The 23,170-nt window shown below is 42.5% G+C and carries 24 protein-coding genes, 1 tRNA gene and 1 riboswitch; of the genes, 8 read left to right on the top strand and 17 right to left on the bottom strand.

Annotated elements, in window-relative coordinates; all coding sequences use genetic code 11:
* Positions 1–9: 9 nt before the first annotated feature.
* Positions 10–1,713 carry a septation ring formation regulator EzrA gene (gene ezrA / locus LFUMFP_RS05020; protein ID WP_025083646.1) on the bottom strand — a complete coding sequence of 568 codons (1,704 nt, stop codon included), beginning with the start codon at positions 1,711–1,713 and terminating at the stop codon, positions 10–12.
* A gap of 361 nt (positions 1,714–2,074) precedes the next feature.
* Between ezrA and rpsD the strand changes: the two genes are divergently transcribed.
* Positions 2,075–2,686, top strand: a complete 612-nt coding sequence (gene rpsD / locus LFUMFP_RS05015; RefSeq protein ID WP_056950019.1) for a 30S ribosomal protein S4 — start codon at positions 2,075–2,077, stop codon at positions 2,684–2,686.
* A gap of 60 nt (positions 2,687–2,746) precedes the next feature.
* On the opposite strand, the gene LFUMFP_RS05010 is transcribed toward rpsD, so the two are convergent.
* Positions 2,747–3,346 carry a DUF1054 family protein gene (locus tag LFUMFP_RS05010; protein ID WP_025083648.1) on the bottom strand — a complete coding sequence of 200 codons (600 nt, stop codon included), beginning with the start codon at positions 3,344–3,346 and terminating at the stop codon, positions 2,747–2,749.
* A 65-nt stretch (positions 3,347–3,411) separates the two neighbouring features.
* On the opposite strand from LFUMFP_RS05010, the gene LFUMFP_RS05005 reads away from it, so the two are divergent.
* Complete coding sequence (locus LFUMFP_RS05005; protein ID WP_025083649.1) at positions 3,412–3,861, top strand: YueI family protein; 450 nt, start codon at positions 3,412–3,414, stop codon at positions 3,859–3,861.
* 45 nt (positions 3,862–3,906) lie between these two features.
* On the opposite strand, the gene gshAB is transcribed toward LFUMFP_RS05005, so the two are convergent.
* The gene (gshAB, locus tag LFUMFP_RS05000) at positions 3,907–6,189 is read right to left on the bottom strand and encodes a bifunctional glutamate--cysteine ligase GshA/glutathione synthetase GshB (RefSeq protein ID WP_106483186.1); all 2,283 of its coding nucleotides are present in this window, start codon (positions 6,187–6,189) and stop codon (positions 3,907–3,909) included.
* A 118-nt stretch (positions 6,190–6,307) separates the two neighbouring features.
* Between gshAB and LFUMFP_RS04995 the strand changes: the two genes are divergently transcribed.
* The 3 genes from LFUMFP_RS04995 (at position 6,308) to LFUMFP_RS04985 (ending at position 8,740) form a co-directional block, all read left to right on the top strand.
* Positions 6,308–7,582 carry a replication-associated recombination protein A gene (locus LFUMFP_RS04995; protein ID WP_106483185.1) on the top strand — a complete coding sequence of 425 codons (1,275 nt, stop codon included), beginning with the start codon at positions 6,308–6,310 and terminating at the stop codon, positions 7,580–7,582.
* 318 nt (positions 7,583–7,900) lie between these two features.
* On the top strand, positions 7,901–8,176 hold the full coding sequence (locus LFUMFP_RS04990) for a hypothetical protein (RefSeq protein ID WP_106483184.1): 276 nt from the start codon (positions 7,901–7,903) through the stop codon (positions 8,174–8,176).
* Between the two features lie 72 nt (positions 8,177–8,248).
* Positions 8,249–8,740 carry a universal stress protein gene (locus LFUMFP_RS04985; protein WP_025083652.1) on the top strand — a complete coding sequence of 164 codons (492 nt, stop codon included), beginning with the start codon at positions 8,249–8,251 and terminating at the stop codon, positions 8,738–8,740.
* Between the two features lie 90 nt (positions 8,741–8,830).
* On the opposite strand, the gene LFUMFP_RS04980 is transcribed toward LFUMFP_RS04985, so the two are convergent.
* The 3 genes from LFUMFP_RS04980 to LFUMFP_RS04970 all read right to left on the bottom strand — a co-directional run bounded on the left by LFUMFP_RS04980 (position 8,831) and on the right by LFUMFP_RS04970 (position 11,612).
* Positions 8,831–9,682, bottom strand: coding sequence for a helix-turn-helix domain-containing protein (locus tag LFUMFP_RS04980; protein WP_025083653.1), 852 nt, complete (start codon positions 9,680–9,682; stop codon positions 8,831–8,833).
* A 275-nt stretch (positions 9,683–9,957) separates the two neighbouring features.
* Positions 9,958–10,611: an HAD family hydrolase gene (locus tag LFUMFP_RS04975; RefSeq protein ID WP_025083654.1), complete on the bottom strand. Its 654-nt coding sequence runs from the start codon at positions 10,609–10,611 to the stop codon at positions 9,958–9,960.
* 26 nt (positions 10,612–10,637) lie between these two features.
* Positions 10,638–11,612 carry a DUF2785 domain-containing protein gene (locus tag LFUMFP_RS04970; RefSeq protein WP_025083772.1) on the bottom strand — a complete coding sequence of 325 codons (975 nt, stop codon included), beginning with the start codon at positions 11,610–11,612 and terminating at the stop codon, positions 10,638–10,640.
* Positions 11,613–11,810: 198 nt separating this feature from the next.
* Here LFUMFP_RS04970 and LFUMFP_RS04965 point away from each other — a divergent pair, with 198 nt between their 5' ends.
* Both LFUMFP_RS04965 and LFUMFP_RS04960 read left to right on the top strand, forming a co-directional pair.
* A complete protein-coding gene (locus tag LFUMFP_RS04965; RefSeq protein ID WP_035439183.1) occupies positions 11,811–12,191 on the top strand; it encodes a YxeA family protein in 381 nt (126 codons plus the stop codon).
* A gap of 229 nt (positions 12,192–12,420) precedes the next feature.
* On the top strand, positions 12,421–13,023 hold the full coding sequence (locus LFUMFP_RS04960; RefSeq protein WP_025083771.1) for a nitroreductase family protein: 603 nt from the start codon (positions 12,421–12,423) through the stop codon (positions 13,021–13,023).
* Positions 13,024–13,231: 208 nt separating this feature from the next.
* Here LFUMFP_RS04960 and LFUMFP_RS04955 read toward each other — a convergent pair.
* The 4 genes from LFUMFP_RS04955 to LFUMFP_RS04940 form a co-directional block, all read right to left on the bottom strand.
* Positions 13,232–13,321 (bottom strand) — tRNA-Ser (locus tag LFUMFP_RS04955).
* 110 nt (positions 13,322–13,431) lie between these two features.
* Positions 13,432–14,241 (bottom strand): Cof-type HAD-IIB family hydrolase, encoded by an 810-nt coding sequence (locus tag LFUMFP_RS04950; protein WP_025083770.1) that lies wholly within the window; start codon positions 14,239–14,241, stop codon positions 13,432–13,434.
* Between the two features lie 132 nt (positions 14,242–14,373).
* Positions 14,374–15,150 (bottom strand): PhzF family phenazine biosynthesis protein, encoded by a 777-nt coding sequence (locus LFUMFP_RS04945; RefSeq protein ID WP_025083769.1) that lies wholly within the window; start codon positions 15,148–15,150, stop codon positions 14,374–14,376.
* A 3-nt stretch (positions 15,151–15,153) separates the two neighbouring features.
* The gene (locus LFUMFP_RS04940; protein WP_025083768.1) at positions 15,154–16,116 is read right to left on the bottom strand and encodes an ornithine cyclodeaminase family protein; all 963 of its coding nucleotides are present in this window, start codon (positions 16,114–16,116) and stop codon (positions 15,154–15,156) included.
* A gap of 93 nt (positions 16,117–16,209) precedes the next feature.
* On the opposite strand from LFUMFP_RS04940, the gene LFUMFP_RS04935 reads away from it, so the two are divergent.
* A complete protein-coding gene (locus tag LFUMFP_RS04935) occupies positions 16,210–17,604 on the top strand; it encodes an aminotransferase-like domain-containing protein (RefSeq protein WP_025083767.1) in 1,395 nt (464 codons plus the stop codon).
* A 92-nt stretch (positions 17,605–17,696) separates the two neighbouring features.
* Here LFUMFP_RS04935 and LFUMFP_RS04930 read toward each other — a convergent pair whose 3' ends face one another.
* From LFUMFP_RS04930 to LFUMFP_RS04900, 7 genes are all read right to left on the bottom strand, one after another.
* A complete protein-coding gene (locus tag LFUMFP_RS04930; protein WP_025083766.1) occupies positions 17,697–18,251 on the bottom strand; it encodes a cob(I)yrinic acid a,c-diamide adenosyltransferase in 555 nt (184 codons plus the stop codon).
* 130 nt (positions 18,252–18,381) lie between these two features.
* The gene (locus LFUMFP_RS04925; RefSeq protein ID WP_233210625.1) at positions 18,382–18,768 is read right to left on the bottom strand and encodes a DUF805 domain-containing protein; all 387 of its coding nucleotides are present in this window, start codon (positions 18,766–18,768) and stop codon (positions 18,382–18,384) included.
* A gap of 75 nt (positions 18,769–18,843) precedes the next feature.
* Positions 18,844–19,353 carry an energy coupling factor transporter S component ThiW gene (thiW, locus tag LFUMFP_RS04920; RefSeq protein ID WP_025083764.1) on the bottom strand — a complete coding sequence of 170 codons (510 nt, stop codon included), beginning with the start codon at positions 19,351–19,353 and terminating at the stop codon, positions 18,844–18,846.
* Positions 19,350–20,024, bottom strand: coding sequence for a thiaminase II (gene tenA, locus LFUMFP_RS04915; protein ID WP_106483183.1), 675 nt, complete (start codon positions 20,022–20,024; stop codon positions 19,350–19,352). The genes thiW and tenA overlap by 4 nt, the downstream gene beginning before the upstream one ends.
* 110 nt (positions 20,025–20,134) lie before the next feature.
* Positions 20,135–20,224, bottom strand: a riboswitch (TPP riboswitch).
* Positions 20,225–20,260: 36 nt separating this feature from the next.
* Entirely contained in the window at positions 20,261–20,755 is a 495-nt protein-coding gene (locus LFUMFP_RS04910) for an NUDIX domain-containing protein (protein WP_056950085.1), read from the bottom strand.
* An 11-nt stretch (positions 20,756–20,766) separates the two neighbouring features.
* Positions 20,767–21,849, bottom strand: a complete 1,083-nt coding sequence (folP, locus tag LFUMFP_RS04905; RefSeq protein WP_051552846.1) for a dihydropteroate synthase — start codon at positions 21,847–21,849, stop codon at positions 20,767–20,769.
* The gene (locus LFUMFP_RS04900) at positions 21,839–23,167 is read right to left on the bottom strand and encodes a bifunctional folylpolyglutamate synthase/dihydrofolate synthase (protein WP_106483182.1); all 1,329 of its coding nucleotides are present in this window, start codon (positions 23,165–23,167) and stop codon (positions 21,839–21,841) included. Before LFUMFP_RS04900 ends, folP begins: the two co-directional genes overlap by 11 nt.
* Positions 23,168–23,170 lie beyond the last annotated feature (3 nt).

The raw sequence follows: 23,170 nt of genomic DNA, 5'->3' as shown, positions 1-23,170 counted from the left end.
CTAAATTGGCTACACTTCTTTTTGTTGGAAATAAGTTTTTTCGATTTTAGTATAAGCCCCTGGATCCACTTTTTCTAACGCGGTCGCTAAAGTATCTAACGCCCGTTGATAATCATAGTCATCATTAAAAATAGCTTGGGTTTCAACGCAAGCGACTTGAATTTCAGGGAAATCAAGGCGATAACGGTTCGCGTATTGCAAGAGTTGTTCCGTCATGAGCGCGCTGTCGACCAAATCGTTGGTCTTTTGTTTCAATTCATCTAAGTCCTCTTGTACTAAAATCAATTGTTTCGCGATTTCATCTAAATTAATTTTGATCTGGTTCAAACTGTTATCTAAAGCTTTAATTTCATCTGACACGACAAAGAAAAAGTCTAAATAGCTTTGTCTCAAACCAGGTAAATTTAATTTTTCAACAGACCGTTTGGTATTCCGCAATTCCAATTCAAATTGACGTAAATTATCGTTGGCGACTTTTTCACCATCGTGTAAGTCGGCCACTTGATCATGAATGGTTTGTTGTTGTTCTTCAATCTTAGTCAAACGGGTCTCAATCGCCACTAATTCTTCGGCAATGGCTGAATAGACGGCTTCATGCGCCCCAATCTGCTTTTGAAAACCGGTCAATAGCGCGGTTTGTTCGCTAATTTGATTGCTTAAATCCTTGGTCGTCGTTAACTCATCGTGGGTCAGGGCGTAACTTTGGTTTAAATGATCCAGTTCTAATAATAATTCGCGATTTTGTTCCTTAGCATGTTCGGCAAACGTTAAAACCGTTGGCATCTGTTGATCGACGGTTTTCTTAGCCATCATTTCAGCTTCTAATTGGTCATATAGTTGATCGATACCGTGGGCAATCTCAGCGTTATTGGCTTCAACCGCTTCAATGTCTAACTGACTCATCAATGATAAGCTCTTATCGGATTGATCTTCCAGTTGTTGTTGTTTAATCGTAATTTGTTCATCAACAAAATTATAATGCTCCGTACGCATTCTTTGATCAATCTCAGCGATTTCGGCCAATTGTTCTGGGAATTCATTAGCTAATTCATTGTAGCGTTTCGGGATGCGTTCCATCCGATTCTCTAATTGATCCGTTTCGGTAATCAATTGTTGTAAAATCGCTTTGGCGCCTAAATGATCACCGGCCGTCGTCAATTCATTGGCGCGATCAAAATCAACTTCTAATCGACCAAGCGTTGCTTCTAGTTGATCGAGCGCAGGCCCAAATGAGAAGCTCTTGGTCAACAAGCGTTTACGCAATTGTTGGTACTTCTCACGTAACCGTTGAATCTGTTGCCGTGTGTCGGCCTCATTCGCCAATAAATTTTCAAGCGCATCTTGAACGTCCACTAAATCTTGATCCGTTTCCGTTAAGTACGCCCGTAATTGTTTTAAAACACGATTAACCTGTAAGAATTGATATTTCGTGTTGGCCGTTTCCGCATCAAATAGATACCCTTCGACCGTCGCAAAATTATGATTCGTTAATTCATTATATTGTTTCTCCCACCGTTTAAAAGTGTCTAAACTTTCACCGGTTAAGTGTAATGACCGCAATTTCGTCAACCGTTCTGGAATCGGCAACGCCATTAAATCGCCCTTACGTTCTTCTAATTGTTTAATTTGTGTCACAAAGTGTCGCTGGTATAAAATAACGCTCATATATAAGATAAGCGCAATAACTACGATTCCAATCAGAATGAAAAACATCCAAAGACCCACCCTTTTGCGATTTAACTGAATTTTAAAATATAGTCGATACTATTAAGCTATTCTTGATTATAGCATGAATACGGTGCCGGTTCAGCATAAATTGCCGATAAGTTCATAAAAAACAAGCGTTCTCGTCCGTAAAAAGCTTGACGAGTTTCCAATTGATACGTTATACTAGCCATTGTGTAAAATAATGCAGCAGTAAACGGTAAAGCCGTCAACAGTTTGTTTGCCCATATTTTTTGGTTCAATTGCGTAACCTTGCGGCTGCAAAGGCGAAGATTGTTAAACAAACTGAACGATTACTAAGTTTACATCGGATTATTTTACTCCAAAACATTTATTGGAGGATTTATTTATGTCACGTTACACAGGCCCCAAATGGAAACTTTCTCGTCGTTTAGGTATCTCACTTTCAGGTACAGGTAAAGAACTTGCTCGTCGTCCTTACGCCCCTGGCCAACACGGTAATGACCGTCGCGGTAAAGTATCTGAATACGGTATGCAATTACGCGAAAAACAAAAGCTACGTATGATGTACGGTTTAAACGAACGTCAATTCCAAAACTTATTCGTTCGCGCTGGTAAAATTCGCGAAGGTAAGCATGGTGTTAACTTGATGGTCTTACTTGAACAACGTTTGGATAACTTGGTTTACCGTTTAGGTTTAGCAAGCACACGTGCTCAATCACGTCAATTAGTTAACCATGGTCACGTTACCGTTGATGGCAAACGTGTTGATATTCCTTCATACGAAGTTAAACCTGGTCAAGAAATTTCAATTCGTGAAAAATCTAAAGACCTTGTGATCATCAAAGCCGCTATCGAAGGCACTGTTGGTCGTCCTTCATTCGTTAGCTTCGATGCTGATACTTTGAAAGGTTCATTAACTCGTTTACCAGAACGTTCAGAATTAGAACCTGAAATCGACGAAGCACTTATCGTTGAATTCTACAACAAGAAACTTTAATCCGTTTCATTGGTTGTCTAAAAAAGCATCTCCTTTACGGGAGATGCTTTTTTTGTGAGCTTATTTAACCAGCTTGTATAGATCAGCCATTTTTAAGAGTCGTGTTTGAATATCAGCCATCAATTTTTCAGGCGTGGCAAACAACGGATCATCTTGATAATAGACTTTCCCCAGTAACCACTCCCCTTTTTTGGTCGTGGCAAACTTAGTATTGATCAATGCCAAATTATCGGTCGACATCGGGAATTGTTGTTTAGTCATGTGATCGTAACTTAAATCAAAATCGGTAAATTCAGTTAACAACTGATCCGTTTCTTGCGCTAAGATCGGCGCATAATCCGTTTTGTTCGGCATCTCGGCCATCAGTGCAAACCAAACAAAAATCCGATCATCCCAAAAACCGACTTCAAAATGCGGTAACATCTTGTAACCTCGTGAGCTTTCACTAAGCGCCATCCACGTATTCATCGGCGGATTCTTAAACCGGCGTAAATGCTTGGCAATGTGCAGACTAAAGTCTAAATCGGTTTGCGCTTTAAATGCGGTTTGCAATTGCGCCCCAAACGTCTCGAACTTTGGATCCAATTGCGTATATATTTTATCTAAACGCCCCTTGAGCGTTTCGTCGTTAAAAATCGTAAAATCAGTTTGAGTAAACATCTTATTCCTCCTCATGCTATACTGATAGTTATAATATAGCATAATTTACAAATGAGGTGACCTTTTTGACAGACAACGATCAACTTCAACAACATTTAGAAAGTGCCATGCATGGGACGCCCCAAACCAATCCCGATGAACGCCGACGCTACCTCGGTTCATTACGGGAACGCGTTTTCCTCAGCATGACCAATCAACAACTGGCCCAAGCTGACTATCAAAAATTATTTGAAAGCCATTTGACCGAGTTTAAAGACTATCAAGTATTGTTAAACGGTAAAAATTCAGCGGCGACAGGTTATTTAGCCGCCCTCTCCGCTAAAAGCATCCCCTTTACTCTCGTCAATAACGAAACGGCCCACACTGATCCGACCGCCTTTGGTCTGTTGGTCGTCGCTGCCGATGCGATTAATTGTGACCCGATTGCGATCGAGCTTAAATATCCAACAACCACCACGAATAAACCAGTCGAAAAACCTGAAAAAGATAGTTTCTTTAAAAGATTATTCGACTAATCAAAAAACGTGCCAATTTCATTGAGAAATTGGCACGTTTTTTAATTACATTTCTGGAAATAGCAATTCCAAAACTTTCTTAGTCACGCGCCGACGCTTGCCCATCATCGGGAACAAATGAATCAACATCGCTGGATTGTAATTAGCTTCCAGTACCACCGCCATTTCCGGATGTTCCGGATTATACGCTTGGTATAAATTAGGCATAATAATATCGATTCCGGCAATGTTCAGATTCAGAACCTTGGCGGCTTGTTCCGCAATCGCAAAGTAACTTGGATCAACCTCATCCGTCACATCAACTGAATCACCACCGTTAGAAATATTTGAATTTTGCAATAAGAAGATTTGACTACCACGGGCCGGAATGTCAGTCACTTGATAACCCTGCTGTTTCAAAATTAATTGTTCCCGTTCGCCTAAGCGAATATTCTGGAGTGGTGTCAAGTGTTCCTCGCCGCGCAACGGATTATCATTTTTCTTGGCGACTAACTGTTCAATCGTTAACCGACCATCAGCGACAACATTGGCCGGCACGCGCTCGAGGACGGCTTGGACTTTTTGATTCATCACCAAGAAACGGTATTCCGAACCGGCAATATATTCTTCGACCAATACGCGTGAATCGTAAGCTTGCGCTAATTGGAACGCTTGTTTGAAATCAGCCTCGGTTGGTCGGGTGACAAAAGTCGTAATCCCAGCCCCCATATTGCTCGATTTCGGTTTAACCACTAACGCCCGTTGACCAAACGCCACTTGATAATCCGCAACGGCCGTTTCAACATCGGTATACTCAGCCCCCGCGGGCACCCGCATCCCGTGATTCGCTAACAGAATTTTAGTGACCACCTTATTATCCACTAACGGTAAACTGACTAATTGATCCAAGCTCGTCATATTGCCATTTTTAACCAATTCGTGGTGTTTTTGATAGGTTAACTCAACAAACTGATCCGCACGATCTAAGACGGCCACGTGCAACCCTTTTTGAAACGCATCAAACATCAACATCTGCGTTGATAATTCCATATCTGTATAACCCTGCAATTGATAGGGCTTAGCCAATAGTGCCTGTTTCATCGACTGCGCTTGCTTGAGACCAAACGCCGTTAATGAATGATCTTGAATCGCTTGCGCCAATTGATAACTGGTCGTTAACTGATAATCAAGCACTTGCTGATTCATCACGTCCCAGGCCGCTAAGAATCGCGGTTCGAAATGATAATCCAAAATAAACTGATGCAAATCAGCCATAATTTGAACGAGAATCGTCTGTTGACTCGACGGTTGGTTCGGATTTTCCAACGCAATTTGTTCGTTGACCGCTTGCCCTTGTTGTAATCGTTCACCGAGCGTACCCGCTTGCTTAGGTAGCGCCAATAAATAGGTGAAAAATAAATGGAGAAAATCAAGTTGTTTTTGGGTCATACCGGTAATGGCGTACGGATTTAAATCAAAACCTCTAAATTCGAGATAATCAATCCCGTTAGTCGCCAACGAGGCCAACGAATGGCTCCGCAACCGGACGCTACCGTAAAATTCACGTTCAGAAATCAACTGTCCCGCTTGAATCGCGGTTTGCATCGACGTGACATATGCCGATACGGATTCAAAATCAATCTTGGCCGTATGATTGGTGTACCCAAACAGTTGGCTCGCTCGCAAACTACGAACCGGATGATCCGGTGCCGATTGACCGGCCTTCAAAAAGCCGGCTTCTGCAATCGGGCTCGCCCCAAATAAGTAAGTCAGGACAAACCGGTATTGTTGATAATTTTGAGCGAGTTGCAAATAAAGTGCATCGCTAAAATCACTCAACTGCGCATATTGATCATGATAATATTCACCATACAAGCGTGCTAATAACGTTGAATCTAAACTAAAATTATAGTGAATTCCGGAGACCATTTGTAAGCGGCGACCGTAACGTTTGGCGAGGTATTCCCGATAATCCTGGACGTCTTTTGTAAAATGAGCCAGTGGAATCTGGGTTTCATCAGCAGGAAGCACTGGTGGCATACTCAACGGCCACAAATAATCGCAGTCCGGTAATGACGCTTGTAACACTTGCTCTAATGCGGACAGTTGCTGTTCAACCTCAATCGTATTATCAAACTGATCACTGACGATTTCCGTCTGCGTTTCGGCAAAATCAGTGCCGATATAGGGATGAAATTGACGGTCGCCCAAAATATCAGGATGGGCCAAGGCACTCAAATGACCCTGACCATCAATTCGTTGACCTTCTTTTTCGATTCCAAAAACACCACGATTCAATAGTGGTGCTAGATTAAGTTGTTGAATAGTTTCAAAAAGTTGATTCGACATGACACTGACCTCTTTTTACTCGGAGTTGTACCATCATTATACACATGCTTCACCATTTTTTAAACGATAGTTCACTATCATGTTATACTAGTATTAAAATAACCTAAGGAGGACCATCATGCAACAACCCCTTGCTTACCGCATGCGACCGACTAATATTGATGAAATTGTCGGACAAACTCATTTAGTTGGTCCCCAAAAAATTATTCGGCGCATGGTCAACGCCAAACTACTCTCTTCAATGATTCTATACGGACCGCCTGGTACGGGTAAAACCAGTATTGCCAGCGCGATTGCCGGCAGTACCCAATACGCTTTTCGGATGTTAAACGCCGCGACTGATAGTAAAAAAGACCTGCAAATTGTCGCCGAAGAAGCCAAGATGAGCGGCACTGTCATCTTGTTACTCGATGAAATTCATCGGCTCGATAAAACCAAACAAGATTTTCTACTGCCGCATCTTGAAAGTGGTCGCATTATTTTGATTGGCGCTACCACCGAGAACCCCTACATCAGTATCAATCCCGCTATTCGGAGCCGTGCGCAAATCTTCGAGGTTAAACCCTTAGCTGAAGCCGACATCCACGTCGCACTCCAACGAGCACTAACGGATAAAGAAAAAGGTCTAGGTGATGAGCCAGTCGCACTCAGCGAAGTCGCTGAACAGTACTTAGCACGCGTCACCAATGGCGATTTACGCAGTGCACTCAACGCTTTAGAATTGGCGGTGCGTTCAACCCCTAAAGATGCTGATGGCGTGATTCAAATCGATATCGACGTGATTGAAGAATGCGTCCAACAAAAAGCGTTAACCCACGATAAAGATGGCGACGCACATTACGACGTGATCTCCGCCTTCCAAAAGTCGGTCCGCGGGAGCGATGTCGATGCGGCCTTGCATTATATGGGCCGGTTAATTGAAGCCGGCGATTTACCGTCCATTAGTCGCCGTTTAATGACGATGGCCTACGAAGATGTTGGTCTCGCTAATCCGCAAGCCTGCGCTCGGACGGTTGAAGCGATTGCCGCTGCCAAACAACTCGGTTTTCCGGAAGCTCGAATTCCTTTAGCAGTCGCCGTGATTGATTTATGTCTATCGCCGAAATCGAATTCAGCGATTTCGGCAATCGATAACGCTTTAGCCGATATTCGCGCTGGCAAAGCCGGCGAAGTCCCCGCGCACCTTAAAGACGCGCATTACGTTGGGGCTGACAAACTCGGGCGCGGCGTTGACTATAAATTTCCGCACGATTATCCCAACGATTGGGTCGCCCAAGATTACTTACCCACTAAACTGGCCAACGCGCATTATTACGAGGCTAAAGAAACTGGTAAATATGAACAAGTCTTAAAACAACAATTAATCCGGTTACGCCAAGCCAAGCGTTCTTAAGACACCGGTTACAAATCGTTTGCATCACATTCCTAATCATGCTACTATGAATATAAGATTTCTAGGGTGTTCGCGTCTTCCCACCTTAGGTTGACCGATCAAGTAATTCGTTAATGGGACGGATGAGTTATTAACTAGTGTATACTTCTTCACGAAGGAACCAGTGTTAATAATAATCTGACCCACCTGCACCTTTCGCGGGCTCAACTATCGGGAAGCATTTACGGCACTATTAGATTTCTCAAAGTCCAACGACTTTGTTAGGGTCAACGTTTTCGTTGGCCCTTTTTGTTGGATTAAATTTAGGAGGATTGACCTTTGATTCAAACTGTTATCGTTATTTTTCTCATCATTATCGCCCTACTCGGATTGGTACTCTATCGTTATCATAATCAGCAATTCATGATTTTTGATTTAACCGAAAATACGCGACTCGGCCACGTACTCTTGATTGCCGGTATTTTATTGATCATTACGGCCGTCTGTGGTCTGTTAATTTTACTGTTGCTACCAGTAATTTGGACCTTGATTACCGTGATTATCGCTAGTCTAATCGCTGGTTTTGTCGGTATTTGCTTCGCCACTAGCCTATAAAAGCCTTTTCTTTTTACATTTACCCGCTGGATAGCGTACAATAAGGTTGTAAAACTAAATGAGGTGATGAATATGTTACAACAATACAAACACATTCTAGTGGCAATTGATGGTTCTTATGAAGCTGAACTCGCTTTTCGTAAAGCGGTCGAAGTTGCGCTTAGAAATGAAGGCCATTTGCATTTGATTCATGTCATTGACACCCGGGCTTTCCAAAATATCTCGAGTTTTGATTCTGCAATGGTTGAACAAGTCACCGAAACTGCGAAGAAAACAATGAATGAATACATCGTCACTGCCAATGATTTAGGCTTAAAAGACGTTGATTTCAGCATTGAATATGGTGCACCTAAGAGCTTAATTGCCAAAGAAATTCCAGAAAAGAAAAAGATTGATTTAATCATGATTGGTGCGACCGGTTTAAACGCCGTTGAACGGCTATTGATTGGTTCAGTCACTGAATACGTGACTCGGACTGCCGTTTGCGACGTACTAGTCGTTAGAACTGATTTGGCCAACAAACCAGCTCTTGCTAAGAAAAAGAGCACCATCGGTCAGGACTAATCACTAATCGGCTTAAAAATAACGACAATAAAACGAGCGCTTATCCCTACTACTGCGGATAAGCGCTCGTTTTATTTTATTTAATAACCATTAACCGATACTACTATGCAACTGATTTTTAACTTGTTCTAAAATACCCGTATGTTGTCGAACGGTCGCTAGCGTTTGGGCAGTTGCTAAATCTGCTAGGGCTTGTTGTTGATTGTCGACGCGTTCTGCCTGGCCTAAAATCAAATAAAGATAGTCTAATAAGTACAAACTTTTTTGGCCAACCGCGCGGTCAATTGCTTGGTGCGCGTATTTAGCAGCGGTTTTTTCTTCATGTAATTCGTGATAAATAGCGGCCAAACTGCCATAAATGGTTAATTCTAACTGTAAGTCCACCGCAACCGTCAGCTCAATACCCGTCAGACTTTCAACAGCCTGTTGGACGTACAGCCGCGCACGATCAGGTGCATTCTTCAATAAATACGAACGACTGATACCAATTGTACATAACACCCCATAAACATCCGTGGGCGAGATAATATATTGATTGAACGCACGATTAAAGAAAAATAGCGCGTCATCTGGTTTTTGATCAGCCAACAGTTTTAATTGGCCTTGGTAATAATAATACCGTTTATAATCGTCCGCTGATACTAATTCGTGAATTGAAATCGCCTGAATCACGATTTCGCCCTGTTTAAAATCACCATCAAATAGCAGTCCTTGTACTTTGTCGAGTAATTCATGCACCTCATCAGTTTCATTTGCAATCACCATCGTCATAGGAACGCCTAAGCGCTGACAAATGCTGAGCAATATTTTGGTACTCGGGACTTGGCCCTTTTTTTCAATCAAACTAATCGTTGCTTGCGTACAAATACCCGCTGCTAATTCTGCTTGGGATAGGCCGTTAGCTTTACGAATTTCTTTTAATTTTGTCCCTAATATTTTCATCTCTAAAAACTCCATCATATCCGTATTTAGATAATTACTTTTGAGTATCACCTATTTACATTCATAGTTATTATACCCGATGAACTAATTATAATGCATCAATTATTTATCGATTTAGCCCATCTTTATATTGTATGGCCAACAATTATCCCGTTGACATTTCCGCCTCATTATTAATTTATTGCTAAAAAATAATGACCCATTTCATAAAATAAACAATAAAAGAGCACTGCTAAAGCCCCTTAGGTCGGGCTCAGCAATGCTCCTTTGATGTTTTAAATCATTAATTGGGCAAGTAACGTTGGGACCTCTAACAGCGAACCAATCCGATAGTCAGCCGCACTTTGATCAATTTCGTAATTAGGATCTAATGGTTGTAGCGCAATTACGGTCATCCCTGCGGCTTTCCCAGCAGCAATGCCTAATGTTGAATCTTCAATCGCGACCGCTTCATTTGGCGCGATTTTTAAGGCAGCCAGCGCTGCGAGATAAACATCGGGCGCCGGTTTATTGTGGGCCGTTTCAGCACCACTAATGATTGTTTCAAAATACGGCGTTAACGCAGTTTCGGCTAACATCCGGTTGATACCAACACGTTCACCCGCCGAAGCTAAACCAATCTGGCAATCCGTGCAAATCTGTTGTAATAAAAGTGGTGCGTCCGTATTCAGCATCGGTTTAAATTGCATCGGATGCGCCGCTTTGAAGGCGGAATAACCCGCTTTAATCTCGTTGCGCTTAGCAAGTGATTTTTGTGGGAAAATCTGGGCTAGCACCGCGTTCATGTTCGAGCCAATGAAGCGCCGATTCGCTTCAAGTGATAACGTTACGCCAATTGAGTTTAAATAAGCTAAACGTTGTTCAAAATAATAAGGTTCACTGTTGACCAAAACCCCATCAACATCAAAAACAATTCCTTTAACTGCCATTCAATCTTCAATCCTATCTCTCTTAATTAAAATAAATCCGATATTTTACGTAAATAATCGTCAATTTCAGTGGGTAGTTCTGGTTGGAGCATCAGTGATTGTAAAAAGCGATTCCGATTGTACCAACGATTCCAAAAAGCGATGGAATCTTCTGGAACGATGTTTAACAAACTCTTTTGCCAATCTTGTAGTACGGCTAAGAAATAATCGGTATATAACTGGTTCTTTTTAAGCAACACCATTAAAACATTCGCTAAATGGCTGTCTTCGCCATATGCCAAAGCGTTATCTGAAAAACGATAGGCCTGGATTAGAACCGCCATCATCAATAATTTGTCGGCTCGTTGTAATTCTTGCGTCTCATTCAATTCCGACCAGACGTTGATAATGTGGGTTAATGCATGCGCCCAACCTTTGTCCGCAACATAGCCCCGAGAATCTAGTTCAATGATTGCGTACGCCATCACCCGCAGTTCAATCGCCACTAACTCAGCTTCGGTTAAGACGTGATAGTGCGTCCGATTGGCATACAATATGCCCGCTAGAAACATGACGCTAAAGGAGCGTAAAAAGATGCCATCATTCTCAGGTTCTAAGATGTGCGCGAATAAGTAGTCATCACTAATCAAGCGATCCTTAACCCACACGACTTGTTCCGCCGTTAGCACGTATTTACGCAATAGGCGGTTAAACAAATTAAAAATGCCTTTGTCTCTAATTTTCGTATTCGGACTAACGATGTGTTGTAACAGTTGATCTAATTCGAGATCAGTCACCGTTGCTTTCTTGTCATCCTGATTCAAGCGCTGATTAATTGTTTCGAGTAACGTCATGATTTGAGATTCATCATCTGGAACAATCACGTGGGTCCGGCGACTTTTATAAGCGACGTTGTCCATAATCGTCAATATTTTTTCTGGCACAGATTGATAGATCGTGCCTTGTCGAAGCGCCATTCTGACGTCGATTAATTGTGTCACGACTGTTTGAACTTCTTTCAAAAGATACTCACCCACTTTTCAATGTCTCTTCTATCAAACCATTATAAAGGATTATTCACTGAACATAAACCGCTAGTTATGAAACAACCTTACAAAGTTGTTCGACCGCCTACGATTTTTTACAACTTCAGACCGACTCAATCCAGTGTTCACGCCTGCTAAACTAAATCTATTCAAATGAAAAGGCGGTTAAAAGTAATGAAAAAAGCAATACTGTTAGTTGCAACATTTATTCTATTTATCGGAGGTCTTCCCGTTGTCGGCTCCGCGTTAACACCGAGTACCAGCAATGGTGGGTTAGCTCAACAGTGGGATCGTTTTAATTTATTAATTCCGAAAGAAGCGGTTTATCTAAAAACAGCTGATCGTTATGGTCAAATTCAAAGTCATGGCGATTATCTTTACACGCAAGAAGCTTACCGAGCAAACGGCACTCATTATCAAATTACTTTTCAAGCCCCACAAAAGCTTAAAACTAATCATTATTTAAAATTAGAGGCAAAAGGCCGTTTCATTAGTGGCTGGGCTGCGGTTAATCAAGCAGATTTACCGCATAAAGTAAACTCAATTATTGAATAGTTGTAAAATACAAAAGACAAAAATAGCGTTATTGTAAATTACAATAACGCTATTTTTGTGTCCATTCACTGGCTGTTCCACCTACGTTAGCGCACTCTTAACAATCGAATCCCAAGTAATCCTCGATTAAATTTTAAAATTTAACACAAAAGACTTTGCTTACATTTTGTAAGTTTGCTATATTTAAGGTGTTGAAACACAAACTCATTTATTTAAGGGAGAATTACTGATGACTAATCTATTCGATTTACAACAAACGCGTCGTTCAATCTACGCACTTGGCAACCATATCAATCTTTCAGAAGAAGCCGTTTCTGATTTAATTTTTAAAACCATTAAAGAAAGTCCTTCTGCTTTTAACTCACAAGGTTCACGGGCCATCATTTTATTCGGCGATGCTAGCAAAACATTGTGGAATGATATCACTGCCAATGCTTTAAAATCATTGACACCCGCTGAAAACTTCCCTGCTACGCAAGCAAAACTCGCATCATTCGCAAACGGGGTCGGCACCATTCTATTCTTTGAAGACCAAGCTGTTATTAAGGGCCTCCAAGCAAACGTGCCATTATATGCGGATAACTTCCCAGTTTGGGCTGAACAATCAAACGGGATGGCGCAATACGCCACTTGGATGGCGTTAGCTGAAGCCGGCATTGGTGCCAACTTACAACATTACAATCCAGTGATTGATGATGCTGTGACTGCAAAATGGAACATCCCCGCTAACTGGAAACTTCGGAGCCAAATGCCATTTGGTTCAATTGAAAACCCAGCAGACGCTAAAGACTATAATAACGATACTGACCGTTTTACAACTTACGACAAATAACCAATTAAAAAAGCGAATCGCTAAGATTCGCTTTTTTAATTGGTTATTATATAAATTTTTAACTTAATAGGCAATTGATAACATGCTTTTGAGTTGCAACAACCTCCGCTTAACCAAAAATCCCCCAGTTATCTTAAAATCAAGATAACTGGGGGATTTTCGTTAATGCTCAGTTGCTACCCGCAACTCAACACACTTATTTCGATTAAGGAGAATGAGAGATTCGAACTCTCGCGTGGTTTGACCCACCTGACGGTTTTCAAGACCGTTCCCTTCAGCCAGACTTGGGTAATTCTCCATATTGTCCGCAATACTGCGTTTCAACGTTTATTATAATATCAAGATTCGGTCTATTTGTCAACAATCAAAAAGATCACAACCACTGGGGCTCTGACCTTTTACGATGCATTAAAAAATATATTGATCCAGTGCCTGAGCAATACCGTCATGATCATTATCGGTTGTGATAAAATCGGCATGTTGCTTAGCGGCAGCCGAACCATTGGCCATCGCAACGGCCGTTCCGGCAAAATTAAACATTGGAATATCATTTTGTTCGTCGCCAATCGCCATAATTTCGGTTGGTTGGATTTGTAGATGTCTCGCTAACTGTTTTAAAGCGGCCCCTTTATTAACTGCTCGGTGCATGACTTCTAAAAAGCGACTCCCCGCACGCACGACATAATTTTCCTGTCCAAATTGCGCTTTAACCGCTGCTTCATGCTGATCGAGCACTGCTGAAGGCCCTGTAAAAACGGCTTTAATCATTTTAACGTCCAGTTTCACTTGATCTGGTTGTCGAATTAACAAACCAGCTTCATTCTCCCAAGCTTGAACGACCGTAATCGGGTCGACGTCCAAATTACTCGTATAAATCGTACTATTACTATCCAATACATTATAGGCGAGTTGGTTAGTCTTAGAATACTGATCAACAGCGCGATAAGTTTCATGCGTAATGCCAACTTGTTGAATGATTTCACCAGCAGCCGTTTCAATCACACTACCATTAAACGTCACGACGTACTGTTGATCACCAGCAATCCCTAACTGCGCTAAATATGGCGCGACACCCGCTAATGGTCGACCAGAACAGAGTACAATTTTAACGCCCTGATCAAGGGCCTTTTTAATTTGGCTTTTGGTACTGTCTAAAATCTGGTGTTGCGAACTCAATAAGGTATCATCAATATCAATTGCAATTAATTTAATCGTCATGTGCACTCATCTCCTATTTCGTTTTACTAGAATAGCTTAGCATGCCCCTTTTAAGATGTAAACGAATTCACTGTTTATGGGAAAAGTACCACTAAAAAAACACGTCATTAAACGACGTGCTCGATCAAAACCTTAAAAGTTGGCTTCACATTGCGCGTATAAGGTCGCCTGCCCACCGATAATCACCCGTTCGCCCTGCAGTTGGCAGTCTAAAACGCCACCGCGTGGTGAAATCTGATGGGCAGTCATTTGAGCTTTACCCAAGACTTGCGACCAGTAAGGAATCAAGTTCGAATGGGCCGAACCACAAACCGGATCTTCATTAATCGTTAATTTCGGGAAAAAGGTTCGCGACACAAAGTCGACTTGGTCGCCAGGGGCCGTCACAATGACACCAACCCCTAATTCAAAATTCAGCATTTCCGTGTAATCAGGCGTCATCTTAGCAATCGTTGCCTCATCATCACAAACGAAGAATAAATCTCGTCCTAAATAGGCAGCCTGAATCTTAGCCCCAATCACCGCTTCATATTCAGGTAAAATTGGCGTTGATTTCGGCATAATCGTTGGAAAATCCATATAATACGTCTCAGCCTTACGCGTGACGTATAACGGGCCACTTTGACTACTAAAAACCAATCGATCAACCGTTTCGTGATATTCGTTGAATAAGACGTAAGCCGTTGCTAACGTTGCGTGACCACACAAATCAATTTCTCGATCGGGTGTAAACCACCGCAAATCATAATGGTCACCGTTTTTAACGGTAAAAGCCGTTTCAGATAGGTTATTTTCAATGGCAATTTTTTGCATCATTTGATCATCTAGCCACTGATCCATTACAAAAACAGCAGCGGGATTACCGTGAAAAATCGTTTCAGTAAACGCATCAACAATATAATATTTCATCTGTTAGCCCTCTTTAACGAGTTGATAGACGTATTCAGCGCAACATAAATCTTCGACTGCTAAACCGACCGCATCAAAAATCGTGATTTCTGTTTCATTTTGGCGACCTTGGACTTGCTTAGTCACTAATTCACCTAGTGAGCCTTGCAGATGGTCTTTGGTAATGACCTGTTCAGCAAGTGGGATTAAATAATCGCCACTTTCATTGTTAGCCGCTTGATAATCGTCAACGAATAATCGACTCGCAACCATTAAATCGCTCGTGATTTCGCGAGTGGTTGGTGTGAAAGTCCCAATCGCATTAATATGCGCCCCTGGTTTAACCCAGCCTTTTTCTAAGAATGCTTGCTTACTAGGGGTTAACGTACAAATAATATCGGCATCAGCAACAGCCTCTTGGACCGAATTCGCCGCAATAAACGTGACTGCTGGATAAGCGACTTGCATCCGTTGAATTGAACGTGCAACTTGCTCCGCGTTTAAATCAAACACGTGCACCGTTTTAATTGGACGAACCGCTAACATCGCGGCTAAATGGGAATGTGATTGTTGACCGGCACCAATCAGCGCTAAATCTTGCGCCTCTTTTTTCGCTAAAAAGTCAGTCCCTAATCCAGTCACCGCAGCCGTGCGAATATACGTTATCGCATTCGCATCAATTAACGCCACCGGTTGACCGTGCTGGCTATCAAAGAGCATCACTTGACCCATATGGGATTGATATTCAGTGCCAGCATTCTTTGGAAAAGCGGTAATCACCTTACTACCAAAAACTCGATCTGGACCTAAATAGGCGGGCATCATCGCAAACAAATTCTGTTGATCACCATCTGGCAATACTTGGACCACCCGTGGTGTTTGACTAATCTTCCCCTGCTCGAAATCGGCAAAACAAGCCTTCATCACCGCAATTGTTTTTTCAATCGGTAAAATCGCTAACGTTTCTTCAAAATTGACAATTTTCATATTATTCGCCTCCATAATACTAAATTACCGCTGACAAGTGGTACATTCAATAGTATAATTGTATGCAATACAAAAAAACGTGAGGTCCTTAACTTGTCAATTAATTCATACGAACAATACCCCTTGTCCTGGCAGCCCGACCGCACCCAACTGACGCGGCCCTATTACCGGTCGCTAGTCCAACAATTAGAAGCCGATATTTTATCCCACCGACTTCAAAAAAATACTCGCTTACCGTCTCAGCGTGAACTCGCTGATTTTTTAGATATTAATTTTACAACAGTCGGTCGCGCCTATAAATACGGCCTCGAAAAAGGTTTGTTGTACACCAATATTGGCAGCGGAACGTTTGTTTCACAAAACGCGTTTAACTCCATCACGATTTCAAATCATAACGTCGATCACCATCTAATTGATTTGGGCTTGGTTAGTTCTTTTGAAGAATGCAATGACTTGGTCACCCCTTATTTAGCACGGGTGAGTCAACAGCCCAACGTTCAAGCGCTGCTAACCTACCAAGATCCTTTAGGCACACCACAGCAACGCCAAATAGCGGCCGAATGGTTACAAACACAAGGCGTATCCGCCATCGATCGCGATAACGTCGCGATTGTCGCCGGTGTCCAAAACGGACTCACCATTACCTTGGCTGGTTTATTTAACCCCGGTGATCGCGTCGCAGTTGATCGCTACACCTATTCAAATTTTATTGAACTTGCTAATTTACTCCAAATCGAAGTCGTTTTGATTGATGGTGATCAAGATGGCATGTTACCAGAGTTATTAGCGACTGAATGTCATAAGAAGAAAATTCACGGTGTCTTTTTGATGCCAGCTTGCAATAATCCGATTGGTTTTCAAATAACCACCGAACGCCGGCTTGCATTGGCAACGATTTTTGCGACAGAATCCCTACTAGTGATTGAAGATGATATTCACGCCTTCTTAACTAATTTCGCAATCGACCACCAGCTCCCCACTTTCCAAAGCTTATTACCGCAACAAACAATCTATTTAGCCAGCATGGCGAAATTCATTAGTTCCGGATTACGAGTCGCTTATCTTGTTTATCCCAACAACTATCGGAGCCGAATTGAACGTAGTATTTTTAACATTAACGTTAAAACTTCAGCCTTCAACGCTGAAGTCGTTACCCAGATTTTGCAAAGTCCCACCGCCCAAACAATTCTAGCTCGTAAATTAGCCCTGACTGAAGAAGCCAACCAATTTTTCGACCAACTATTCGATCAACCCCGACCGACTAATCCGGTACCCTTCTATCGGATTCTACCGGTTAGTTCTAAAATTGATCAAACAACCATTGAAAATTATTTCTTAGAACAAGGTGTTCGGATTTATCATTCCAACCGTTTCACGACTAAGAAACAACCCGATCCGTTTATCCGAATTGCGCTATCCTCGAACCACATCGATTTGTTGGAACAAGCCTTAACGGTCATTGCACAAAATATCGAACAGTTCCAATGACCATTAAAAGACCCGCAACCGTTTAAAGTTGCGGGTCTTTTTTGACGCGTGCCATCACTCAATTGATAACTGAATGCTGACACAGTTTGTTATTAATGAAAAATTCGCTTGTTGCGCCGATAATTCGTTTCAGTGACGCCGGCTTTAAAATTAACGTAGCGCGCAATTGCGTACAAATAGTCCGATAACCGATTCAAGAAAATCAAAACATCTTGATTAATGGCTTCAACTTCCTGTAACGCCACGACTTGGCGTTCAACTCGCCGGGCGATTGTCCGTCCATAGTGCAACTTAGCGGCAATTGGAGCGCCACCCGGTAAAATAAACTCAGTCAAAGCTGGTGGCACGTCAGCATAGCGGTCAATCTGAACTTCCAACCAAGCCGTATATTCCGGTTTCGTGCGATAACCACGCGAATCATCCGGTGTCGCTAAATCAGTGCCACAATCGAAAAGAATTTGTTGCACCTCAATTAGTTGCGTTTTTAAATCTGGATAGTCCGCAATCTCACTAATAATTAAACCAACGTATGACGTCAATTCATCGACATCGCCGTAAGCAGCCACTCGTAGTGCATTTTTGCGAACCTTACCGCCGCCGATAATTCTGGTTAACCCTTTATCGCCGGTTTTCGTATATAATTTCACGATTATTCATCCCTTTTTGATTCATTAATAGTACTCTTTTATCTTAGCAACAATTCAGTTAAATAACCAGTCATATCAACCTAAAAAGCGCTTAATCCAGTGACCCGGGTTAAGCGCTTCTAACGTATTATTAATGAACTTCTGATTGATTTGCTGGCCAACGATCATTGGCTTTCGATGGTAACACCAGTAAGATAAAGAGCCAAATCTGACCAATAATTGGAATGATACTGATTAGGATCCACCAGTTACTACGGTTAGTATCATGTAAACGCCGCGCTCGAATGGTGAAGTTAGCGAGCCAGACGAGTCCTAAGATGAGTGCAAAAATCATTGAATTCGCGTTCCATGCCATTTGATAATCACCACTGGCATTAATATATTGAGACTGATTCGTTCCAAATGCGTATAGACCGACGATAATATAATTAATAATAACGGCCCACCAATACTGTACACGCGTTGCAGTTGCATCAAAGACAAACATTTTTTGCCAATAAGCACGATAGTTTTGCATCATATAACCTCCTCTATAATTCAAGGATAGCAAAGTGCCAGCAAAAACGCGCTGATTATGCTCATGAATAACTTATCATTTCGATTGGAATACTGTGCGACTTTTTTGGAAAATCGACGTTTCTTTTAATTTATACAAGACTAACCACGCAACAACACTCCCGGAAATCGCACCCCCTAAGAATCGTGGGGTATAAACCAACCAAAATAAACCGTTTGAACTTCCTGTAAACCAGACCATAACGGGATACGATAATAAGGAACCGATGATGCCAGTGCCAAAAATTTCACCACCAATCGCGCTACCAACCTGACCGCTAATCTTATAACCCAATCCGGCAAATAGTGCCCCAAATAATGCCCCGGTTAAGGCTAATGGCGGAATCCCTAGTAGCACCATTCGTAATATTGCGGTCATCAACGCCATAATCGTGGCGTATAATGGCCCCATCAAAACTGCGGCCGTAACGTTTAAGACACTCGACATCGGCGCCATCCCTTCAATTCGAAATAAAGGTGATAAAATCACATCCAGTGCAACCATCATCGCCAGAAGCGTTAACCGTTTAATTCGTTTTGATTTCATTGGACTGCCCCCGCTAACCATTGTTCTTGACGGTAAGCCATTTCCCAAAAATGATATTCTAATTGGCTGCTGCGCACAAAAGCGTGTACCATTTGTTCTTGATCCAGCGGACTGCTAGCCGCGTACAGCCGATTAAGCACCTGACCAGTCGTCTGAATTTCAGTCTGTAATTCATCAGTCGCATACGTCTCAATCCAGCGTTGATAATAAGGATTTGGTGACGTCCTTTGACTAAGCGCTTGACCGACATCCCCATATAGCCATAAACAAGGGTACAAACCCGCCGCCGCAATTGCGGTATTATCAATCGTCAATTGTCGATATAAATGTGCAATATAGTGATCCGTTGTGGGGGCGACCGGCGTTTGGGCTAATTCGTCAGCCGTGATCTGCAATTCTTGAAAAAATTGTTGGCGAACAAGCGCTTCGCCACTTTCTAAATCGGCCGCACCAGTCAGCATTAACTGTTTTAAGGCCGAATCTTGACAACGATCAGCCACTAACTGATGTAATCGGCTGAACGCTTGTAAATAATAATGATCTTGTATCAAATAGTAGCGAAAACAGTCCGCGGATAACGTTCCTGCCTGTAGTTCAACAATAAACGGGTGTTGCAAACTCCCAGTCCAATAGGGTAATGTCGCTTGTTGCACAATCTTAATAAATGACATAGTGCCTCCAATTCAATTGATTCGATTCACGTCTGAGGCTAACCAACGCCACTAAAAAGACCCGTCAATTCATATGAATTGACGGGTACCAAAATAAGCTCGTTTAATCGTTAAACGACACGGCATTTCCCTGCGCTAGTACTAACTATATCAGGTTCAATGGGTATAATCTCAGCTTGTAGGCACCCCAGATGTGTTATTCAATTGTGTCCTAAGTATACCATAGATGAAAACGATTACGTATTCAATAGTTCAAAATAATGTTGAAACTCCACTGGCGCATCAGCCCTCGAGACCCAACGCGTCGACAGTTCCGCCGTCTCCGCAACTTGAAACGTCGGTTGAACCCAATAACGACAATCAATATGTTGGTGCGCTGACTCATGCTTGACCGGATTGGCCGGAATATTAATCAGATTGATATCAACTAAGATCGGATTAACCCCGGTTAATCCCGTTTCTTCCAGCAACTCACGCAGCGCTGTCGTGCTCGGTGCTTCTTCGTATTCAACATGCCCCGCCGGCAATAACCATTGGTGCAAATAGGGGTGTTTGACCATCAATAATTGATCGTCCCTAAAAACTACGGTACTCGCTGATAAATGTAATTCAGCATTTAATCCGCGATAAAATGGTGGTTGCTGATCATTGACTCGTTGCTCAATTTCTTGGTATTTAGACGGGTCATTAAATGCATAGTTTTTTAACGCTAACGTATGCAATTCTGCCACTAGCGCGGTCCTCATTTAGCCGCCATTAATAAATTAGCTTGTTGATAACCTTGAAATAAATGCAGCATCTTTTTTGTCGCTGCCACATCGTGGACCCGTAAAATACGGGCGCCTTGTTCAACCATTAATTGTTCGAATAACAAGGTGGCCGTCAACCGTTCCACCATCGGATAATCAAATTGTTTCTCCATAAAACTTTTGCGCGAAATGGCCGCCATTAACGGCGCTTGATACTGAGTTGTCGGTTGGATACTCTTAATCTTAAATAAATCTAATGACGCCGTATTTTGCGCGTTCGAAAAACCAACCCCCGGATCCAATGCAATTTGCGACCGTGTTAGCCCGGCATGTTCCAGTTCAGTCAACGTTTCCTGATAGAATTGGTCTAACGTCGTAAATGTATCATCCGTAAAGTGGCGACCGTTATACATCGTCACCACACTAGGCCGGTGTTGCGCAACCACGGCTAACTTCGCAACTTGATTAAAACCATCAACGTCGTTCAAAATAGGTACACCACTCATCACTGACCGACGCATCACCTCGGCATTATTAGTATCAACCGCCAAGATGGCAGCCGGCCATTCCTGCTGAACCGCTTGAATAACCGGCGCGATCCGTTGCCATTCTTCATCCGGCGTTAATTCTTGATACCCCGGTCGAGTTGATTTACCGCCAACTTCAATCACTGCTGCCCCATTGGCTAAATCGGCTTCGATTTTAGTCAGAATTGGCCCTAACTGCTGACTAGGTTGCCCGTCATAAAAAGAATCCGGCGTACAATTGATAATCGCGTAAACAATTGGGTTGACGGTTAAATCGAATTTAAAACCGGGACCCGACCAAATTAATTGTTTGCCCTGCATCATTTTCTGTAATGTTTGATGGACTTGGCCAAAATAAAACGACCAACGTTGCTGTAATCGATTTAATTGAAAAATGGTAAACTGACCAAACCATTGGTCCTCTAATTGTTGAATAGTCGCGTCAATCTCTAAACATAATCGTTGTAGTTGCTCAATTTCGGCACTTGTCCCGCTAAATTTCAAAAGTGTCCGATTAAACTGGTGGGGTTGCGCTTCACTAATTTGCATTGGAACCTCCTTGATTTAAAACTAATTGGCGGACTGTTTTTAACAAATAAAATGACCCCACGACTAAAATAACACGTGGTCGTTGGCCTAGTGGTTGTTGATAGGCCTTCATCAATGCCTGTTCAATCGACGAACTACTGATTACCGTTTGGTGCGTCAGTTGTTCATATAACATAACTAATTCCGCTACCGGTAATTGGCGTTGATCCGGATTTTGTGGTTCCGTTAAAATAAAAGTCGCCGATAATTGCGTTAACAGCTGCAAACAATCTAACACCGCTTTATCTTTTAGAAAGCCCGTGATAATCGTCAAATCATAATCGGCATACCGTTCTTGCACACTCGCTACGAATTGGCGCATCCCATCTGGATTATGCGCACCATCAATCACGATTAACGGTTGGTTTGACAGTCGTTCAAACCGCCCCGGTAACTGAACCTGCGCCAAAGCCGTTTTTAAAACAGTGCCGTCTAACTCGTGATTTTGGTCCTGACAGAATTGTCGATACCACGTTAAGGTCGTCGCCAAATTTTCCAACTGATAAGTCCCGGCTAACGCTAAGGTAACCGTAATAGCGGGTTGATTAGGCATTGTTAATCGAACAGATTGCCCACTTGGGGTCAGTCGAGTCAGCTGCAGCCAATCGGTTGTCGCCATCGTGATGGACGCTTGTTGACGTTGCCCTTCTGCCTGCAAGACTTTTACCGCTGCTGCCGCTTGATTGGGCGCAACGATGACGGGCGTTTTGGGCCGGATAATTTTGGATTTAGTGGTGGCAATCGCCGTTAAACTGTCACCGAGGATTGCGGTATGGTCCAAACTAATTTTCGTAAAAAGAGTATAAGCCACTCGATCAACCGCGTTAGTGGCGTCTAACTCACCGCCTAATCCACATTCCCAAACCACGTAGTCCACGGCCTGTTGTTCGAAATAGACTAGCGCCACTAAAACGAGCGTTTCAAAGTACGATAAATCGGTATCCGGCGCTAATCCCATCTCTTGCAGCGTCCATTGAACGGTTTGTAACGTTTGGTTAAAATCTTTAGACGAAATCTCAGTTTGATTAATTTGAATACTTTCTTCGACTGACATCACCTGAGGACTGCTGAACAACCCGACTTGATAGCCCATTGTTTGTAAAATGCTGGCCACCATCGCACTGGTTGAGCCTTTACCATTCGTGCCACAAACGTGAATAATTTGAAACGCGTGGTCGGGTTGGCCCATTTGCCGTAAAATCCGACTCAATAGCGTGACCCTAGCTTGATCACCATATAACATTCCGGGTAAAGTTTGCACCATTTCCGTATCCAACATACT

This window comes from Latilactobacillus fuchuensis (assembly GCF_900258455.1).
Classification (GTDB): domain Bacteria; phylum Bacillota; class Bacilli; order Lactobacillales; family Lactobacillaceae; genus Latilactobacillus; species Latilactobacillus fuchuensis.
Note: the sequence above shows the minus strand (reverse complement) of the source record. Positions and strands in the feature narration are given on the sequence as shown.

Coding starts and splice junctions, on each gene's coding strand:
- ezrA (WP_025083646.1), bottom strand. CDS start 1,713: ATGTTTTTCATTCTGATTGGAATCGTAGTTATTGCGCTTATCTTATAT.
- rpsD (WP_056950019.1), top strand. CDS start 2,075: ATGTCACGTTACACAGGCCCCAAATGGAAACTTTCTCGTCGTTTAGGT.
- LFUMFP_RS04925 (WP_233210625.1), bottom strand. CDS start 18,768: ATGCAAAACTATCGTGCTTATTGGCAAAAAATGTTTGTCTTTGATGCA.
- thiW (WP_025083764.1), bottom strand. CDS start 19,353: ATGAAATCAAAACGAATTAAACGGTTAACGCTTCTGGCGATGATGGTT.
- LFUMFP_RS04985 (WP_025083652.1), top strand. CDS start 8,249: ATGTTACAACAATACAAACACATTCTAGTGGCAATTGATGGTTCTTAT.
- tenA (WP_106483183.1), bottom strand. CDS start 20,024: ATGTCATTTATTAAGATTGTGCAACAAGCGACATTACCCTATTGGACT.
- folP (WP_051552846.1), bottom strand. CDS start 21,849: ATGCAAATTAGTGAAGCGCAACCCCACCAGTTTAATCGGACACTTTTG.
- LFUMFP_RS04940 (WP_025083768.1), bottom strand. CDS start 16,116: ATGAAAATTGTCAATTTTGAAGAAACGTTAGCGATTTTACCGATTGAA.
- LFUMFP_RS04950 (WP_025083770.1), bottom strand. CDS start 14,241: ATGACGATTAAATTAATTGCAATTGATATTGATGATACCTTATTGAGT.
- gshAB (WP_106483186.1), bottom strand. CDS start 6,189: ATGTCGAATCAACTTTTTGAAACTATTCAACAACTTAATCTAGCACCA.
- LFUMFP_RS04980 (WP_025083653.1), bottom strand. CDS start 9,682: ATGAAAATATTAGGGACAAAATTAAAAGAAATTCGTAAAGCTAACGGC.
- LFUMFP_RS05010 (WP_025083648.1), bottom strand. CDS start 3,346: ATGTTTACTCAAACTGATTTTACGATTTTTAACGACGAAACGCTCAAG.
- LFUMFP_RS04900 (WP_106483182.1), bottom strand. CDS start 23,167: ATGTTGGATACGGAAATGGTGCAAACTTTACCCGGAATGTTATATGGT.
- LFUMFP_RS04960 (WP_025083771.1), top strand. CDS start 12,421: ATGACTAATCTATTCGATTTACAACAAACGCGTCGTTCAATCTACGCA.
- LFUMFP_RS04995 (WP_106483185.1), top strand. CDS start 6,308: ATGCAACAACCCCTTGCTTACCGCATGCGACCGACTAATATTGATGAA.
- LFUMFP_RS04945 (WP_025083769.1), bottom strand. CDS start 15,150: ATGAAATATTATATTGTTGATGCGTTTACTGAAACGATTTTTCACGGT.
- LFUMFP_RS04965 (WP_035439183.1), top strand. CDS start 11,811: ATGAAAAAAGCAATACTGTTAGTTGCAACATTTATTCTATTTATCGGA.
- LFUMFP_RS04975 (WP_025083654.1), bottom strand. CDS start 10,611: ATGGCAGTTAAAGGAATTGTTTTTGATGTTGATGGGGTTTTGGTCAAC.